This is a genomic window from Synechococcus sp. WH 5701 (genome assembly GCF_000153045.1).
Lineage (GTDB): Bacteria > Cyanobacteriota > Cyanobacteriia > PCC-6307 > Cyanobiaceae > Regnicoccus_A > Regnicoccus_A antarcticus.
In genome coordinates, this window is record NZ_CH724159.1 from 1,537,740 (window position 1) to 1,554,952 (window position 17,213).

The window sequence follows — 17,213 nt, forward strand, 5'->3', positions numbered from 1 at the left end:
TCAGATGGTCAGCGCTTGCCGCCATGGACCGGGACAATCTGCTCCAGCAACTGATCCTGCGTGGACTGGGCACCAGTTCCCTGGTGGCCGACCGTCTGCGCAACGTCACCCAGGCCTGGGTGACAAGCGGCCGCCTGGATCCCGGCGAAGCTTCGGTGCTCGTTGACGACGTGATGCGCTCCCTGCGGGGCGAGAACCCCGAGCTTGAAAAGCAGGCCGAGCGCACCATGGAGCGCAACATCGATCATTTCCTTCAAGACCTCGGGCTGGCCCGCCAGCGAGAGGTGGACGAGCTGCGAGGCCGCATCGACCGGCTGGAGCAACTGCTGCGCAGCCGGCGGGAAGCGGCCGAAGTGCCCGACTGACGGGTCCCAGGGGCATCATCCCCGGCGCTGGCAGAATCCCAATCAGCTCCATCGAGCCCCGCCGCCATCCCCCGACCCATGCGTGACATCCTGATCAGCACCGGCGTCTGCGTCGCCTGCCTGCTGCTGGCCGTGGCCAGTCAGCTGATCTCCCCGAGCACGGTGGAGGCCAGCGGCGACGGGGCAGTCAACTCCGCCTCCCTAGGCTCCGTTGCCGTGGCTGCGACCGGCACGGCCACCAAGCAGGCCCCTGCCGCCCGCAGCGGCCGGATCGAGCTGGACCCCGACGATCCGAATCCTTCGCTGTTCACCATGGCTTCCGACAGTCCTAACGATCCCGGCGCCCTTGCCGACGCTTCTGTTGCCCAGAGCGGCGCTGCCGGGCTGGGTGGCGAATTGGTCGCTGCCAAGGAAGTGGTGACCCCCAGTGGCCTGCGCATCACCGACCTGGTGGTGGGCGAGGGAGCCGAAGCCGTGAGCGGCCAGCCGGTTCAGGTCAACTACCGCGGCACCCTCGCCAGCGGCAAAGAATTCGACAGCAGCTATGGCCGTGGCCCCTTCTCCTTCCCCCTCGGCGCCGGTCGGGTGATCAAGGGCTGGGATGAAGGCGTGGCCGGCATGAAGGTGGGTGGAAAGCGCAAGCTGGTGATTCCCCCTGATCTGGCCTATGGCGAGCGGGGTGCCGGCGGCGTCATTCCCCCCAACGCCACCCTCACCTTCGAGGTAGAACTGCTTGGGGTCGGGGGCTGACCTGCTTCCTGCGGCTGGGCCTGGGCGCACCTCGTTAGGATGACCTTACCGGTGGATTGCCGGTCAAGCAGCTCATGGTCACATTGGTGACAGACCTGGCTCGCCTTTTCTCGACGTGCCGCCGGGATGCAGCCTGTGCCCCGTTCCATGACCTTGACCGGCGGTCCCCCATGGGCTCCGCCCGTTACCACCCTTCGTTGCACTGTTCATGGCTCACACGCTGCCCGCTCTCCCTTACGACATCAACGCGCTCGAGCCCCATATCTCTCAGACCACCCTCGAGTTTCACCACGGCAAGCACCACGCCGCCTACGTCGCCAACCTCAACAAACTTCTGGACGGCACCGATCTCGACGGCAAGAGCCTTGAGGACGTGATCACCAGCGTGGCGGGTGATGCCTCCAAGGCCGGAGTGTTCAACAACGCTGCCCAGGTGTGGAACCACAGCTTCTACTGGCAGTGCATGAAGCCCGGGGGCGGCGGCCAGCCCAGCGGTGCCCTTGCCGAGAAGATCAACGCCGATTTCGGTAGCTTCGAAGCCTTCGTGGAGCAGTTCAAGACTGCCGGCGCCACCCAGTTCGGTAGTGGCTGGGCCTGGCTGATCCTCGATGGCGGGACGCTCAAGATCACCAAGACCGCCAACGCGGATCTGCCCCTGGCCCACGGTCAGAAGGCTCTCCTCACGATGGATGTTTGGGAGCACGCCTACTACCTCGATTACCAGAACAAGCGCCCGGATTACATGACCACCTTCCTGGAGAAGCTGGTGAACTGGGACTTCGTGGCCGCCAACCTGGCCGCCGCCTGATCGTCTCCGGCCCTTTTGGGGCCATCCCTCCCAAGCCAGGCGGCCGCCCTCTCAGGGGCGCGCCGCCTCCAGCACCGCCTCCGGCGCGATCCACATGGCATCGCCATAGGAGAAGAAGCGATAGCCCTGGCTCTTGGCCTCCTCATAGAGATCCAGCAGACGCGGCCGACCGATCAGGGCACTCACCAGCAGCAGCAGCGAACTGCGCGGCAGGTGGAAATTGGTGAGCAGTCCCTGCACCAGCTGAAAGCGGAATCCCGGCTGGATCACCAGATTCACGGGTCCGCGAAATGGCACCAGGCTGCCGCCATGGAGCGCCGCCACCCCCTCCAGGCTGCGGACGCTGGTGGTGCCGATCGCGATCACCCGCCCACCCCGCCGCCGGCAGGCGGCCACCGAATCCACCAGCTCCTGACTGATCTCCACCCACTCGCTGTGCAGATCCAGGCTGGAGAGATCCTCCTCCTCCAGGGGGCGAAAGGTGCCGATGCCCACGTGCAGCGTGGCGGTGGCGATGGCCACGCCCCTGGCGCGGATCGCCTCCAGCAGTTCATCGCTCAGATGCAGGCCCGCCGTCGGGGCAGCCACCGCTCCGGGCCTGGCGGCATAGCGGGTCTGGTAGCGGCTCTCCTGCTCAGGATCCGGATGCTGGATGTAGGGGGGCAGCGGCATCGCCCCGTAACGCTGCAACAGGGCCTCGATCGAGGAGGCATCGATGCAGCCGGGGGGGAAACGGATCACCCGCCCGCCGCTGGCCTCATCGAGGGCCACCACCTCCAAGGGCAGGGGCGGCTGACCGGCGGCCTCGAGCTGAAGCACCTCGCCAGGCCGCACCCGCTTGCCGGGACGCACCAGGCAGATCCAGCAGCTGTCGCTGGAAGCCACAGCCGCCTCCCTGGGGGCGGCACTGTCATAAGGCTGCAGCACCAGCAACTCCACGGCACCACCGCTGGCGCGGCGGGCCTGCAGCCGGGCCTTGAGCACCCGAGTGTCGTTGACCACCAGCAGATCACCCGGGCGCAGTTCCCCCTGCAGATCCCAGACCCTGAGGTGCCTGACCTGCTCTGGGTCTGAGCCGGCAGCCGCGCCGGCTGGGCCCAGAGCCAGCAGGCGGGCACTGTGGCGGGGCTCGGCGGGCGTCTGGGCGATGAACGACGGCGGCAGGTCGTAGTCGTAGCTGGAGAGCCGCAGATCGGTGGACGGGTAGCTCAGGGCTGCAGGGCCCGCTCGGGCCGAGGAAACAACAGAAACAACAGAACTCAGAGGGCCAGGCTTTCCGGGGCCGTCTCGATCAGCTGGGCCAGGTCCTTGAGGAAAGCAGCGGCATGGGTGCCGTAGATGACCCGGTGATCGGCCGTGAGGTTCACCTGCATCTGGCGTTTGACGGCGATCGAGCCGTCCTTGCCGGCCACCACGGCGGGACGGGAGGCCGCCACCGCCAGGATCGCTCCGGTACCCGGCGGCAGGATCGCGTCGAAGCGGTCGACGCCGAACATGCCCAGGTTGGAGAGGGTGAAGGTGCCGGTGCTGTACTCCTCGGGCTTCAGCTGTTTGGAGCGGGAGCGGGCCACCAGATCGGCCCAGGAGCGCGAGAGGCTGTACAGATCAGTGCGATCGGCCGCGGCCAGCACCGGCGTGATCAGACCACCGTCGTCCATGGCCACTGCCACGGCCACATTGATGGCGGGGGGATAAACCATGCCGCCTTCGCTGAAGGACGCATTGACCTGGGGGTGGCGGGCGAGCACCACACCCACCGCCTTGGCGATCAGAGCCGTCATGGTGACGCCCTTGCTCTTCACCGACTTGGCGAACGCATCGAGCCGGTCGGTGGTGATCGTGTAGCCCACGTGGAAGCAGGGCACCGCCAGGCTGGCCACCATGTTGCGGTTGACCGCCGCCTGCAGGGTGTTGAAGGCCACCGTGTCGCCGGGGTTGCCGAAGGCCTGGCCGACGGGGGCCGGTGCCGCTGAGCCGTTGGCCGATGCGGCGGCGGCAGGCGCTGACGTGACCGCAGGGGCTGTGCCCTCCGCCACGCGGGGCAGGCTGGCGGCCTGGCCGGCTGCCCGCTCGACGTCTTCGGCCTGGATGCGGCCATGGGGGCCACTGCCTCGCAGGCTTTCAAGAGCAACACCGAGCTGACCGGCGAGCTTGCGGGCTCGTGGAGTGGCCACCAGCCGCCCGCCGGTGGCCATGGCCACGGGCGCTGATGAAGGAACTGCCACAGGAGCAGGCACGGGAGCCGCCGGTGCTGCCGGCGGCGGGACAGCGGCCGCCACAGACGCTGGAGCCTCAGCTGGTGCTGGTGCAACCGGGGCCGCCGCCGGTGCTGCCGGCGCCGAAGCCTGGACCGCCGCGATCTCCGCCTCGGTTTCAACGATCAGGCCGATCGTTTCACCCACCGGGGCCGTGCCGCCGGAGGGCAGCAACACCGAGGCGAGAAAGCCCTCCTGGAAGGCCTCCACGTCCATATCGGCCTTGTCGGACTCCACCACCAGCACCGACTCGCCCCTCTCGACGCGATCGCCGGGCTTCTTCAGCCACTCCACGATCTTGCCCTCCGTCATCGTGGAGCTCAGGGCGGGCATGAAGATTTCGTGGGTCGCCAAAGTCCTGATCCCAATGCAGGCTGCGTCAGGATTTTACGTGCGACCCCTCCAAGCGCCGAGCCGGAAGCTCAGCCCCCCTCGATCGCCTCCACCACGCCGTCGCGCACCAGTACGGCCACCTGCAGTTTCTCCACCAGGTTGTCGCCCACCTTGATCTTGCAGGTGCCCTCGATCTGGCCCTGGTCGACGATCTGATCGAACTCGAGATCGCGTACCTGACGCTGCTGCTCGATCAGGGTGCGCTTCTGCTCCTCGAACTCGGCCCGCTTGGCCGCCACCTGCTGCTGGACCGAGGCCACCTGCTCCTGCACGCGGGGATCGAGCGGGTTGAGGCTCTGACGGCGGATCTCATCCACCAGCTGCTGCCCCTCCTGCTCCAGCTGGGACAGCTGCTGGTCACTGTTGCTGACCGCGGCACTCAGCTCCCGCTCGGCGTCCTCCTTCCAGCGGGGGGTGACCACGGCCCGCACCGTGATCGTGCGCTTGATCGTGAGGGTATGGCCTTCAGTCATGGGAGAGGGATCGCAATGACCAGGCTCTCAGCCCGGCGTCCAGCGGTCAACCGAGGGCACCGAGAGAGCTCAGGCCTGGTAGATCCCCTCGATCGCCGCCTCGTCACGCACGGTGATGCGATCACGGCGCTGCTTGAGGGTCTGGGTGAGCAGTCCATTTTCGATCGAAAAGGGCTCCACCAGGGCCACCCCGGCCAGGCGTTCGTCGGGCCGCGACCCCGGCCTGGCCGCCAGCAGCCGGTTGAATTCGCCACTGAGAGCCTTGAGCAGGGCCCGGTCGGCCGGATCAGCGGTGGTCCCGGGGACGGGCAGCTCCCGGGCCCTGGCGAAGGCGGCCAGGGGTTCCGGGCGGGGCACCACCAGGGCGGCGAGCTGGCGGCGGTCCTGACCAACCAGCATCACCTGCTCCACCAGCGGATGGGCCACCAGGGCCTCCTCCAGGGGTCCCGGTTCGATGTTCTCGCCACTGCTGAGCACGATCGTGTCCTTGGCCCGGCCGGTGAGCACCAGGGTTCCATCGGCCAGAAGATGGCCGAGATCGCCCGTGTCAAACCAGCCGGCGGCATCCAGCACCGCAGCGGTGGCCTCGGGCTTGCCGAAGTAGCCGGCCATCACCTGGGGACCGCGGGCCAGCACCCGGCCCCGCTGGCGCCAGCCCAGCGCTGCACCGCTGTCGGGATCGACGATGCGAAGTTCCGTTTCCGGCAGGGGCTGACCCGCACTGCCGCGCCGGTTTCGCCAGGGGCGGCGGCAGGCCAGCACCGGGCTGGTTTCGGTGAGGCCGTAGCCCACCAGCAGCTCGATGCCGATCGCTTCGAAGAAGCCATCCACATGCAGGGCCAGGGCGCCTCCGCCGCTGATGGCCGTGCGCAGGGCCCCACCCGAGAGCTGCTGGCGCACCTTGGGCCAGAGCAGGACGGAGGCCAGGCCGTGGCCCGGCCAGCTCAGCAGCCAGCCCAGGCCTGCGGCCAGCCGACCCGGCAGCGATTCGGACTCCAGGGTGAGATCAAGGGCACGACGGCGCGACTGGCCATGCCAGCGGCTCAGCCGCAGGGCCTGTCGGATCAGTCCCTGACGGGAGGGGGGCATGGCCTCGAGGGCATCCTCGAAGCCGGCCAGCAGGGCCTCCCACAGCCTCGGCACACTGATCATGTACTGGGGCCTCACCCGCTGCAGATCAGGGCGCAGATGTTTCAGGGTGGTGTAGCTCTGGCGGCAGCCGCAGGAGAGCAGGAAGTATTCGGCGGTGCGCTCGTAGGCATGCCAGATCGGCAGCACGCTCAGCACCCGATCGGCCGGCCGGGGAGCCACGGCCACCCCCAGGGTGCGCAACTGGTGCAGCAGATTCGCCTGACTGAGGGGGACGCCTTTGGGACGGCCCGTGGTGCCTGAGGTGTAGAGCAAGGTGGCCAGGCGTTCTGGCCCGCCGCTCGGCAGAGGCGGCGCGGCGGCGTCCTGGCTGCAGCCAAGGGCCTCGAAGGCCTCCCAGCTCAGCTGTCTCGGCACAGGGGACGGGGGGGTGCCGTTGCCGGAAGGGGCTCGATCCTCAAGCACCACCACGAAGCGCAGCCCCCCCAGGGCGCCCGGCTCCTGGGCCAGGCGCTCCAGCAGGGCCGCGGACTCCACCACCAACCCCACGGCCCCGGAGTCGTCGAGGATGTAGCGGAGCTCCTCCAGGGGAGCGCCGCTGCCGCGCACGGCATCCGCTGCGCCGCAGCGCATGATCCCCTGATCCGCCACGAGCCAGCGGGGGCTGTTTTCGGCGAACAGGGCCACCACCTCCCCCTCCCCCAGGCCAAGGCTCGCGAAGGCCGCTGACGCCCGCTGGATGCGGTCGTCGAGCTCGCGGTAGGAGAGCTGCTCCGGCGGATGGGCGTGGGGAGCATCGAGGGCGATCGCCTCCCCATGGCGCTGGGCGAGGATCGGCCAGAGACCCTCCAGCCCCTGGAGCCCACGCCAGTCGTCGCGCTGGGCCAGGGCCTGCTCATCAAGCCGGTCCCCCGACCAGAGGATCGAGGCTTTGCCGTCCATGGTCCCGTCCTGAGCGTGGCCCAGGCTTATCACCGCCAGGGCAGTTCCGTGGGCTTCGGTGGCCGGAGCCCCAACCCGAACCGCCGTGCCAGGGCCTGGCGCAGCAGGGTCTGAACCGTGGCGGTGGTCAGCCCTGGGCACCAGTCGCTGAGGCGCGTCACCCCATGACCCTTCAATCCGCAGGGGACGATGGCGCTGAAGCCCTCCAGCGGGCAGGACACGTTGAGGGCCAGGCCGTGCTGGCTGATCCAGCGGCGGGCACCCACGCCGATCGCCGCCACCTTGCGCCCCTCCAGCCAGACACCGGTCAGGCCCTCCAGCTGCTCTCCCCTGAGCCCGAGGACCGCCAGCACCTCCAGCACTGCCGCCTCCAGATCGCGCAGATAGAGATGGAGATCGCCGCCGTGGCGCTGCAGAGCCAGCACCGGGTAGGCCACCAGCTGGCCGGGGAGGTGGTGGGTCACCTCCCCGCCGCGGTCGATGCGGAAGAGGGGGGCTGGGGGGTCGGCGGGATCGAAGCGCAGGAACCGCTCGCTGGCGCCGCGGCCCAGGGTGTAGCAGGGGGTGTGCTGCAGCAGCAGCAGGGCTTCGGGGCCATCGGGGTCGCGCAGCAGCCGCCCCTGCAGTTCCCGCTGCCAGGCCCAGGCCTGGTCAAAGGGCACGGGCAGAGGTGGTTCAACAAGGATTGCGTCGAGGGCCGGAGTCATGCGCGAACGGCTTCCTACAGTTGGATCGGAACGACAAGCGAAGGGACTGCTCGATGAAGCTGTTGATTCACGGCCGCAATCTCGATGTCACACCGGCGATCCGCGATTACACGGAAGCGAAGCTCGGCCGGGCCATCAATCACTACGAAGGGTTGGTCAAAGAAGCCGATGTTCATCTCTCCGTGGCGCGCAACCCCAGGGTGGCTCAACAGACCGCTGAGGTCACGGTCTTTGCCAATGGAGTGGTGATTCGTGCCCAGGAACGCAGTGAGAACCTTTACGCCAGCATCGACATGGTGGCGGGCAAGCTGAGCCGTCAGCTGCGCCGCTACAAGGATCGCCTCAGCAATCATCACGGAGCCGGATCCCCAGCAAACGTAGGCGACGATACCGAACAGCCCAGCCTGGAAGGAGTTCTTCCCAATGATCTGATCGGCGACCGGGAGCCGGCCCTGCCGGTCCCGGCCGTGCGCCGCAAGTACTTCTCGATGCCTGCGATGAGCCTGGATCAGGCCCTGCACCAGCTGGAGCTGATCGACCACGATTTCTATGTGTTCCGTGAGGAATCCAGTGGTGGTCTCCAGGTGGTGTATCGCCGCAACCATGGTGGATTCGGTGTGATCCAGCCGAAGGAATCCTGACCCGTCCTGAATCCTCCCAGCCCCGGTGATGCGTGATTCAAGGCTCAGGGCGCCCCTGCCCGATCTGGCCCCACTGATTGAACATGCCCTCCTTGATCCCCACCGGGGCCTCGAGAGCGTGCATCAGGCCTGTGATCAGGCGCGGCACTACGGCTTTGCAGCAGTGTGCATCTCCTCCCGCTGGGTGGCTGCCGCCCGCGAACGTCTCGGGGCTCCTGGTGCCGTCAAGCTGGTGGCTGTGGTGGCCTTCCCCTTCGGCGCGGTGCCGGCCTCGATCAAACTGGCGGAAGCGGAGGCCGCCGCCAGCGCGGGCGCCGACGAACTCGATGTGGTGCCCGATTTCGGCGCCCTCGCCGATGGCGATGGCAGCTCGATCTACCAGGAGCTGGGGTCGATCGTGGAACTCGGCCTGCCGGTGAAGGTGATCCAGGAGGTGGGCCGGCTGGATCCCGCCGCCCTGGAGCTGCTGGTGGAGGCCTCGATCGATGCGGGAGCCGCTTATCTCAAGACCGGCAGTGGCTTCGGACCACCCGTGACGCCGGAGCAGGTGGCCCACCTGCGCGAGCTGGCCCGGGGGCGGGCGGGGATCAAGGCTTCCGGTGGCATTGCCGAGCTGGAGCAGGCCCTGGATCTGGTGGCCGCCGGTGCCACACGCCTTGGGACCAGCCGCGGCGTGGCCCTGATTGAGGCCCTGCGCGCCCCGGCCTGATGCCCGAGGAATCGCTGGAGGGTCTCTCGCTGAAATGCGGCCCCCTCGGGGAGCACGACCGGCTGCTCACCCTGCTCAGCGAAGACGGTGGCCTCAGCCGCCTGGCGGTGCCGGGGGCCCGGCGCCCCCGCAGCAGCCTGGCGGCGGCGGTGCCCCTGTCCCAGTTGCGGCTCCAGGTCGGCGGTGGCCGCGGCCTGCGTCGGGTGCGCCAGCTTCGGGTCATCCACAGCTTCGGGCAGCTGGGGCAGCGCCTGGAAACCCTCGCCGCCGCCCAGTCGCTGGCGGAGCTCTGCCTGCGCCTGGTGCCCGACGGGGATGGGGTGGCCGGAGCCCTCGGCGACCTCACCCTGCAGCTGCGCCGCCTGGAGTTGGTGGTGTCCGAGCGCCAGGACAACCTCGAAGCGCTGGCCATCGCCGTGCAGGGGCACGTGCACCTTCTGGCGCTGGGGGGCTACGGGCTGCCGCTCCAGCGCTGTGCCCGCAGCGGCGAGCCCCTGGCCCCTCCCCTGGGCAACCGCGACTGGCGTTGCAGCCTGTTGCCCAGTGAGGGGCTGGTGATCGGCGCGCTGGCCGGGGCGATGCTGGTGCTGAACGCTTCCGAGCTGGCCCTGCTGCAACGGCTGCCACGGCCCGGTCTCCCCCGCTGCCACGACGGCACCCTGATGGGACCGGCCTGGGTCTGGCTGCGGCTGCTGGAGCTGGTGCAGGTGTGGTGCCAGGAGCACCTCGGCCGCCGGGGGAAAGCCCTGCGCCTGCTGAAGGGCTGCTTCGGCGCCGAGGCTCAGGGACACCATGGCGCTGCGCCATCATTGCCGCCGAACGACTGACACCTGGAGCGGATTGTCCCGGCCGACCGCCACGCCCCCTCCGGACCCTTCCGAGGAGACCCGCCCGGCCGTTGCGGAGGGCAGCGGCTCACGCACCGACGGGCTGCAGGCCGTACTGGCCCTCCCTGATTTCCGCAGGCTCTGGCTGGGGCAGATCTTCTCCCAGCTGGCCGACAAGTTCTACATCGTGCTGATGGTGTTCCTGATCGCCCAGTACTGGGTCACGGACACCCCCCAGAACAACATGGTGCTGGCCGAGGCGGCGGCCAGCCTGCGGCTTGATCTGGAAACCCGCGCCCAGATGATCACCCTGCTGGCCACGGGGATCTATGTGGCCAACACCGTGCCGGCGATGGTGCTGGGCACCGTGGCCGGTGTCTGGGCCGACCGCTGGCCCAAGCGCCAGGTGATGGTGGCCTCCAACGGCCTGCGGGCCGGACTCGCCCTGCTGGCCCCTCTGGCGCTGCTGCCCGGGCCCCAGTTGCTGGGGCTGAGCTGGGGCTACTGGGGCCTGGTGGCCATGACCTTCCTGGAGTCGGTGCTCACCCAGTTCTTCGCGCCCGCCGAGCAGGCGGCAATCCCTCTGCTGGTCCCGAGACCACGCATGCTCGCGGCCATGTCGCTCTATCAGGCCACCAGCATGGGGGCCACGATCGTTGGTTTCGCCCTCGGTGACCCGGTGCTGCGGCTGCTGCGCTCGAGCCTCAGGGGGATCGGCATCAGTGGCGGGGAATTCGTGCTGCTGCCGCTCTGCTATGGGCTGGCGGCCCTGTGCATCAGCACGATCCGGATGGAGGAGCCGGAACGGGTGGAGCGGGGCACCAGCGTCTGGAATGAGATCGCCGAGGGCATCGAGGTGCTGCGCGAACGGGTCAGCGTGCGGCGGGCCCTGTTGCAGCTTGTGCTGCTGTACAGCATCCTGGCGGCCCTCTATGTGCTGGCCATCAGCCTGGCTTCGGCCATCGAAGGGCTGGGCCCCACCCGCTTCGGCACCCTGCTGGCCATGAGTGGCGTGGGCATGGCCTGCGGCGCCCTCGGCGTGGCCCAGTTGGGCCAGGGCCTCAACCGCCGACGCATGGCCTCCACCGGCCTGGCGCTGATTGCCTTCAGTCTGGTGCTGCTCGGCCAGGGACGGGGAAGCCTTTGGCTCACCCTCGGCCTCTGCGGCCTGCTCGGCATCGGCGCGGCGCTGGTCGCGATCCCATCGCAGACCACCATCCAGGACGACACTCCCGAAGCGATGCGCGGCAAGGTCTTCGGCCTGCAGAACAACCTGATCAACGTGGCGCTCAGCCTGCCCCTGGTGCTGGCTGGAGCGGTGGTGAGCCGCTATGGACTGATGCCGGTGCTGTGGGGACTGGCCGCGATCACCATGATCGCGATACTGATCGAGAAGCCCTGGCAGCGCTGCTAGCGTTCCCCAAGGACGAGGCCTGAAGCGTTGGCCCACATCGCCTGGCTGGGCAAGAAGTCACCCTTCTGCGGCAACGTCACCTACAGCCTCTCCACCACCGAGCGGCTCCGGCAACACGGCCATCAGGTCAGTTTCATCCACTTCGACACCCCCGCCGCCGGCCTGGGGCGCTCCTGGGATACGGGCCAACAGGTGGAGGGCAGCCAACCCAGCAGCCCTGTCCCAACGGATCCCGCCAGGACTGGGGCGGATGATGTGACGCTGCCCTACCTGGTGAAGTCCCAGGTGTACACGATTCCCTCGCCGGGAGCCCAGCGGGAGCTGCGCGAATCATTGGAGCGCCTGCGCCCCGACCTGGTTCACGCCAGCCTCACCCTCTCCCCCCTGGACTTCCGCCTGCCGGATCTCTGCCAGCACCTGGGAGTGCCGCTGGTGGCGACGTTCCATCCCGCCTTTGATGCCGGCCTGCGCAACATCACCGCCGGAACTCAGCAGCTCACCTACCAGCTCTACGCCCCGACCCTGGCTCGTTTCGATCGGGTGATCGTCTTCTCCGAGCTGCAGGCCGAGGTGCTGGCGCGGCTGGGGGTGCGCGAGGAGCGGCTGGCGGTGATCCCCAACGGGGTCGATCCCGGCCTGTGGTGCCCCCCCGACCCGGCAGCACCCTCACGGGAACTGGCCAGCCTTCGAGCCCGCCTGGGCCAGCGCCGCCTCTTCCTCTACATGGGACGGCTGGCCACCGAGAAGAACGTGGAAGCACTGCTGCGCGCCTGGCGGCTGGTGCGGCCGGCTGGCTGCCTGCTGGTGATCGTCGGAGATGGCCCTCTGCGTCAGGCCCTGCAGGGCAACACCGACGAGCACGACGTGCTCTGGTGGGGCTACGAAGCGAACCTGCAGCAACGGGTAGCCCTGCTGCAGGCGGCGGATGTCTTCCTGCTGCCCTCGTTGGTGGAGGGGCTCTCCCTGGCCCTGCTGGAGGCGATGGCCAGCGGCACCGCCTGCGTGGCCACCGATGCCGGCGCCGACGGCGAAGTTCTGGAGGGAGGGGCCGGCATCGTGATCAGCACCCAGGGCGTGACCACCCAGCTGCGTACGCTGCTTCCGGTTCTGCGCGACCAGCCGGTGCTGACCACCGAGCTGGGCCGCCGCGCCCGGGAGCGGGTCCTGGAGCGCTACACCCTGGCCAGGAACATCGAGCAGCTTGAGCAGCTCTACGCCGAGCTCGTGCCCCAGGGCAGCCTCGCCGCCTGAGCCTCAGCCTTGCCTTAGCCGATCGCCGCCTCCAGCCGCTCGCGCAGCTCAGTGGTGAGCCGCTCCACGGCCCCGCGGCGGTCGCGGCGGTAGGCACCACTGCGCTCGAGCACATCAATGGGCTCCGCCACCGCCATGCGCACCCGCCAGGGGCCGAGAGCGGGCGGACGCTCCTCCTCACGGCCACGGATCCAGGCGACCGCCCGCCACAGGATCATCAACACCTCTCCGTAGCGGTCGATGCTGGGCTTCTCGGCCACGTAGGAGCCGCTCAATGTGGCGAAGTGCTCCGCCAGGCGCATGTGGCCCATCCGGATGTCGGCTTCCTGCGCCGACCAGTCGGCCAGGCTGCGCTCCACTTCAGAGAGTTCGTCCAGGTCGTCGCGGTAGATGCAGGCCCAGGCCGCCTGCTCGATGCGGCGGCAGCGCTCAATGACGCTGCCCCTGGGGGAGAGCTGGAAGTGGTCCTCAGCCACGGCCAGGGCGTGGTCCCGCAGGCGGCTCAGCCGCTCGAAGAAATCAGCCGCTGGACCATCGTCACGGAGTTGATAGAACCCCTCCAGCAGGGTGAGCAGCTGCTCGGAGAGGGCAATCAGCCGTTGGTAGCGGTGCTCTGGGGCCTGATCGGGGTCGGCGGGCAGCTCGGAGACGGCGCTTGAGCTTGCTGCCACTGTGGCGGTGGAGGGGCCGAGCAGGTCCTCCAGGCGCCCCAGCAGGCGATCGATCGCTCCCCAGTCGTCGCTGGTCGAGAAGTATTGAAGGCCGATCGGCACGATCAGCACCCGCTCGTGGCGCCCAGCCGCCGCCAGATCCTCACAACACCAGAAGGCCATCTGGGCCAGACCGGGCTCAAGGGGACTGAGCAGCTCGCCGTGGTTGTTGGTGGCCCCCTCCGGGGCGATCGCCAGGGGGAAGGAGCCGTGGGCAAAGAGGTCGCGGGCCGTCTTGAGGGCGAGGCGGTCGAGCTTGCCCCGCTGGATCGGGATGCCGCCCAGCTTGGAGAGGATCCAGCCAGCGGCATCCCCCGCCCAGAGGGGAATACCGCGGTCGTAGAGAAACTGGCTGTGAACCGGGGCCTTCAGGCTCAGCCCATGGCGTCTGGCCGCCCGGGGAACCTCCCGCCAGAGCAGCTGGGCCATCACCAGCGGGTCGGTGGTGCTGGGATGGCGGAAGGCAATCAGCAAGCGACTGCGGCCGCTCTGGGCCTCGGCGAACAGGGTGGCGAGGCTCTCGCTGCCGCTGGTCTCGAAGTGCACCAGACCCCGGGAGCGCAACAGCCATGGCAAAGCTGCCCGGCAGAGCCAGTGCACCCAGCGGTTGTAGTCCGGCGGGATGAAGCGAAGAGCCGGTTGGGCGGCCTGGATCCCTGCGCGGGGCATCGGTGGTCAGTGGGCGGCGATAAGGGGAGGCGCTAGCGGGTGGCATAGCGATCGGACACCACCGACCAATCGACCACGGACCACCAGGCGTCGAGGTAGTCGGCGCGGCGGTTCTGGTACTTGAGGTAGTAGGCGTGCTCCCAGACGTCGTTGGCCAGCAGGGGCGTGCCGCCCACCGGAGCCAGGTCCATCAGGGGATTGTCCTGGTTTGGGGTGGAGACCACCTGAAGCTTGCCCTCCGAATCAGTGATCAGCCACACCCAGCCCGAGCCGAAGCGAGCCAGACCCGCAGCCCGGAAGGCAGCACGGAACTGCTCGATCGAGCCGAAGTCGCGGACCAGGGCCTCTTGCAAGGCTGAGCTGGGCTCACCTCCCTGTCCGGGCCGGGTGAGCGAGGCCCAGAAAAACGAATGGTTCCAGTGGCCGCCGGCGTTGTTGCGCACAGCCTCCGGGGCTCCAGAAGCCCGCGCCAGCAGCTCTTCGAGATCAAGGCCCCTCAGGGCCGGATCCCTGGCCAAGGCAGCGTTGAGGTTGTCCACGTAGGCCTGGTGATGACGGTCGTGGTGGATCGTCATCGTGGTGGCATCGATCGCCGGCTCCAGGGCATTGGCGGCATAGGGAAGCGCCGGGAGCGTGAAGGCTGGCGCCGCCGCCCAGGCCCCATGGCCGGGCCAGAGCAGCAGCACCAGCAGCGGCAGGGCCACCAGAGCGGCAAGGATCCGTCGCATCGGTTCGGCCCGTGTGATCACAGGCCAAGTATGGACAGCTCGGCGCAGCAGGCCGCAAAGGCGGCAGCTGGATCGGCGGCGGCGCTGATCGGCCGGCCGATCACCAGCCGGCTGGCTCCGGCGCTGATGGCGTCCGCAGGGGTCATCACCCGCCGCTGATCGCCTGCCGGCGCTCCGGCAGGACGGATGCCGGGGGTGACCAGGGCGAAGGGCTCGGGGTGGGCCCGGCGCAGGACCGCCACCTCCTGGGGAGAGCAGACAGCGCCGCCGATGCCGGCGGCCACCGCCAGTGCCGCCAGGCGGGGCACGTAGTCCTCGGGGGATTCCGCCATCGCCAGCTCGGCCCTGAAGCGCGCCGCATCCCAGCTGGTGAGCACGGTGACCGCCAGCAGGGTGGGGGCTTCCAGTCCCTCCTGGGCCGCCCCCTCGCAGGCACCGGCCTGGGCCGCCGCCAGGGCTTCGCGCCCTGAGCAGGCATGGACCGTGATCAGCTCCGCCCCGAGCCGAGCGGCACTGCGGCAGGCCCCGGCCATGGTGGCCGGGATGTCGTGGAATTTGAGATCAAGGAACACCCGCAGGCCCTCGCCGCGGAGCTGCCTGACCACGTCGGGGCCGGCTGAGCAGAACAGCTCCAGCCCCACCTTCACCCAGAGCAGATCGGGAATCGAGGCCACCAGCGCCAGGGCCGAGGCGGCATCAGGGCGATCGAGGGCCACGATGATCCTGTCCGCAGCAGGACCGCTGGTCCCTGGGATGATCGTGGTGCTGCTGCTCATGCCACCAGCCGCAGAAAGGTCTTCTTGCCCAGTTGCAGCACCCGGCCCTCCAGCTCGGAGGCGGCGCTGAAGCTGCGGTTCACATCCGTGAGCTTCTCGCCATCGAGGCGCACCCCACCGCCCTGGATCTGACGCCGCGCCTCGCTGCTGCTGGCGCAGAGGCCAAGGGCACTGAGCAGATGGAAGGCCTTGGCCGGGAAGGTGACGGGGGCGAGGGAGGTCTCCGGGACCGTTTGGGCCGCCATCTCCCCAGCCACCAGGTTGGCGGCATCGGCCTGGGCGGCGCTGGCGGCCTCCAGGCCATGACGCGCCGCCGTGATCGCCAGGGCCAGGGCCTTCTGGCGCTCCCGCGGGCTGGTTGGCCAGTGGTCCGGATCCAGGTCGGTGAGCAGGGTCAGGTACTGCTCAGCCACCGCATCGGGCACTTTCTCCAACTTGGAATACATCGCCAGCGGCCCTTCCTTCAGGCCCACGGTGTTGCCCAGGCTCTTGCTCATCTTCTGCACCCCGTCGAGACCCGGCAGGATCGGCAACAGCAGACCGAACTGGGGCCGCTGGCCGAAATGGCGCTGGAGGTCGCGGCCCATGGCCACGTTAAATTTCTGGTCGGTCCCCCCCAGCTCCAGGTCGGAGGCCACGGCCACCGAGTCGTAGCCCTGGAGTAACGGATAGAGGAACTCGTGCAGGGAGATGGGGGTACCTGAGCCGTAACGGTTGGCGAACTCCTCCTTGGCCAGCATCTGACCCACCGTGGAGGTGCCCAGCAGCTCGATCACCTGGGGCAGATCCAGACCCGCCAGCCACTCGCTGTTGCGGCGTACCTCCAGGCGGCCCGGAGTGGTGAAATCAAGCAAAGACTGCTCCGGGGGTTGCCCCAGACCCAGCTGCACCAGGTAGGTGTCGGCATTGGCCTCCACCTCGGCCGCGCTCAGCTGAACTCGGGTGGCGCTCCTGCCGCTGGGATCGCCGATGCGGGCAGTGAAGTCGCCGATGATCAGCACGGCGGTGTGGCCGGCATCCTGGAAAGCCCGCAACTTGCGGAACAGGATCGAGTGACCGAGATGGATGTCGCTGCCGGTGGGATCGATGCCGAGCTTGATGCGCAGGGGCCGCTGGGCTCCGGCGGCCTGCTTCAGCCGGGCGGCAAGGGATTGATCCGGATCACCCGACTCTCCGGCGGGGAAGAGGTCGGCCAGTCCCCGCTTCAGCCAAGGCGGCAATGCCTCCCCCATCTGTGCACCTTGCATCGGGGCGGATCGTAGGCAGCCGCCCGCCAGGCTCAGGAGCTGGCCTCAAGTTCGCGCTTCATCCGCTCCAGGGTCTGGTGCATCTGAGTGAACATCTGCTCGGGCGTCATGCCGAACTGCCCCAGCTGGGTGCGCAGCTGCTCGACGGTGAGCTTCGCCTGGAAATCCTCGGAGAGTTCGAAGCGCTTCATGAACACCTGATAGCGGCCCATCAGGTCCTCCATCTGGTCGATGAACAGCTTTTTCCCTTCCCGGTCGAACTTGCCGTAATCGCCCCCCAGCTGGGTCATCTGCTGGTAATCGGTGAACAGCCGTTTGGCCTCGTCCTGAACGATCTCGGATTCGAAGAAGGCCATGGGGCGTGCCAGGCATGAAGCATTGACGTCGATTCTGGGGGGCTCCACCGCCGGGGGCGAGTACGGATTGGCGTAACAGCCACCCCGCAGCCGCTAACTTCGC

General features: G+C 68.6%; 18 protein-coding genes. 8 read left to right on the plus strand and 10 right to left on the minus strand.

Features of this window, described 5'->3' with window-relative positions:
• Positions 1 to 23 precede the first annotated feature (23 nt).
• The 3 genes from WH5701_RS08770 (at position 24) to WH5701_RS08780 (ending at position 1,923) form a co-directional block, all read left to right on the plus strand.
• Positions 24 to 365, plus strand: a complete 342-nt coding sequence (locus WH5701_RS08770) for a phasin family protein (RefSeq protein WP_006171885.1) — start codon at positions 24 to 26, stop codon at positions 363 to 365.
• 78 nt (positions 366 to 443) lie between these two features.
• Positions 444 to 1,115, plus strand: coding sequence for an FKBP-type peptidyl-prolyl cis-trans isomerase (locus tag WH5701_RS08775; RefSeq protein WP_006171886.1), 672 nt, complete (start codon positions 444 to 446; stop codon positions 1,113 to 1,115).
• Positions 1,116 to 1,323: 208 nt separating this feature from the next.
• Entirely contained in the window at positions 1,324 to 1,923 is a 600-nt protein-coding gene (locus WH5701_RS08780; RefSeq protein WP_006171887.1) for a superoxide dismutase, read from the plus strand.
• Positions 1,924 to 1,974: 51 nt separating this feature from the next.
• Here the strand turns inward: WH5701_RS08780 and queA are convergent, their stop codons facing one another.
• The 5 genes from queA to lipB form a co-directional block, all read right to left on the minus strand.
• Positions 1,975 to 3,135 (minus strand): tRNA preQ1(34) S-adenosylmethionine ribosyltransferase-isomerase QueA, encoded by a 1,161-nt coding sequence (gene queA / locus WH5701_RS08785; protein WP_037979864.1) that lies wholly within the window; start codon positions 3,133 to 3,135, stop codon positions 1,975 to 1,977.
• 47 nt (positions 3,136 to 3,182) lie between these two features.
• On the minus strand, positions 3,183 to 4,532 hold the full coding sequence (locus WH5701_RS08790; protein ID WP_006171889.1) for a dihydrolipoamide acetyltransferase family protein: 1,350 nt from the start codon (positions 4,530 to 4,532) through the stop codon (positions 3,183 to 3,185).
• A gap of 68 nt (positions 4,533 to 4,600) precedes the next feature.
• Positions 4,601 to 5,044: a YlqD family protein gene (locus tag WH5701_RS08795; RefSeq protein ID WP_006171890.1), complete on the minus strand. Its 444-nt coding sequence runs from the start codon at positions 5,042 to 5,044 to the stop codon at positions 4,601 to 4,603.
• Between the two features lie 69 nt (positions 5,045 to 5,113).
• Positions 5,114 to 7,075 carry an AMP-binding protein gene (locus WH5701_RS08800; protein ID WP_006171891.1) on the minus strand — a complete coding sequence of 654 codons (1,962 nt, stop codon included), beginning with the start codon at positions 7,073 to 7,075 and terminating at the stop codon, positions 5,114 to 5,116.
• Between the two features lie 29 nt (positions 7,076 to 7,104).
• Positions 7,105 to 7,782: a lipoyl(octanoyl) transferase LipB gene (gene lipB, locus WH5701_RS08805; protein WP_006171892.1), complete on the minus strand. Its 678-nt coding sequence runs from the start codon at positions 7,780 to 7,782 to the stop codon at positions 7,105 to 7,107.
• Positions 7,783 to 7,835: 53 nt separating this feature from the next.
• Between lipB and hpf the strand changes: the two genes are divergently transcribed.
• Genes hpf through WH5701_RS08830 form a run of 5 tightly spaced genes read left to right on the plus strand, consistent with a single transcriptional unit; the run spans position 7,836 to position 12,624 of the window.
• Positions 7,836 to 8,423 carry a ribosome hibernation-promoting factor, HPF/YfiA family gene (gene hpf, locus WH5701_RS08810; protein ID WP_006171893.1) on the plus strand — a complete coding sequence of 196 codons (588 nt, stop codon included), beginning with the start codon at positions 7,836 to 7,838 and terminating at the stop codon, positions 8,421 to 8,423.
• Positions 8,424 to 8,451: 28 nt separating this feature from the next.
• Positions 8,452 to 9,132 (plus strand): deoxyribose-phosphate aldolase, encoded by a 681-nt coding sequence (deoC, locus tag WH5701_RS08815; RefSeq protein ID WP_006171894.1) that lies wholly within the window; start codon positions 8,452 to 8,454, stop codon positions 9,130 to 9,132.
• Positions 9,132 to 9,959: a DNA repair protein RecO gene (recO, locus tag WH5701_RS08820; protein ID WP_006171895.1), complete on the plus strand. Its 828-nt coding sequence runs from the start codon at positions 9,132 to 9,134 to the stop codon at positions 9,957 to 9,959. Before deoC ends, recO begins: the two co-directional genes overlap by 1 nt.
• 13 nt (positions 9,960 to 9,972) lie before the next feature.
• The gene (locus WH5701_RS08825; protein WP_006171896.1) at positions 9,973 to 11,373 is read left to right on the plus strand and encodes an MFS transporter; all 1,401 of its coding nucleotides are present in this window, start codon (positions 9,973 to 9,975) and stop codon (positions 11,371 to 11,373) included.
• A gap of 27 nt (positions 11,374 to 11,400) precedes the next feature.
• Positions 11,401 to 12,624, plus strand: coding sequence for a glycosyltransferase family 4 protein (locus WH5701_RS08830; protein WP_006171897.1), 1,224 nt, complete (start codon positions 11,401 to 11,403; stop codon positions 12,622 to 12,624).
• Between the two features lie 14 nt (positions 12,625 to 12,638).
• On the opposite strand, the gene WH5701_RS08835 is transcribed toward WH5701_RS08830, so the two are convergent.
• Genes WH5701_RS08835 through WH5701_RS08855 form a run of 5 tightly spaced genes read right to left on the minus strand, consistent with a single transcriptional unit; the run spans position 12,639 to position 17,110 of the window.
• A complete protein-coding gene (locus WH5701_RS08835) occupies positions 12,639 to 14,003 on the minus strand; it encodes a 1-acyl-sn-glycerol-3-phosphate acyltransferase (RefSeq protein ID WP_006171898.1) in 1,365 nt (454 codons plus the stop codon).
• Between the two features lie 32 nt (positions 14,004 to 14,035).
• On the minus strand, positions 14,036 to 14,731 hold the full coding sequence (locus WH5701_RS08840) for a superoxide dismutase (RefSeq protein WP_006171899.1): 696 nt from the start codon (positions 14,729 to 14,731) through the stop codon (positions 14,036 to 14,038).
• A 17-nt stretch (positions 14,732 to 14,748) separates the two neighbouring features.
• Entirely contained in the window at positions 14,749 to 15,507 is a 759-nt protein-coding gene (gene pyrF / locus WH5701_RS08845) for an orotidine-5'-phosphate decarboxylase (RefSeq protein WP_006171900.1), read from the minus strand.
• A complete protein-coding gene (gene tyrS / locus WH5701_RS08850) occupies positions 15,504 to 16,739 on the minus strand; it encodes a tyrosine--tRNA ligase (RefSeq protein WP_006171901.1) in 1,236 nt (411 codons plus the stop codon). Before tyrS ends, pyrF begins: the two co-directional genes overlap by 4 nt.
• A gap of 47 nt (positions 16,740 to 16,786) precedes the next feature.
• Entirely contained in the window at positions 16,787 to 17,110 is a 324-nt protein-coding gene (locus WH5701_RS08855; RefSeq protein ID WP_006171902.1) for a DUF1825 family protein, read from the minus strand.
• Positions 17,111 to 17,213 lie beyond the last annotated feature (103 nt).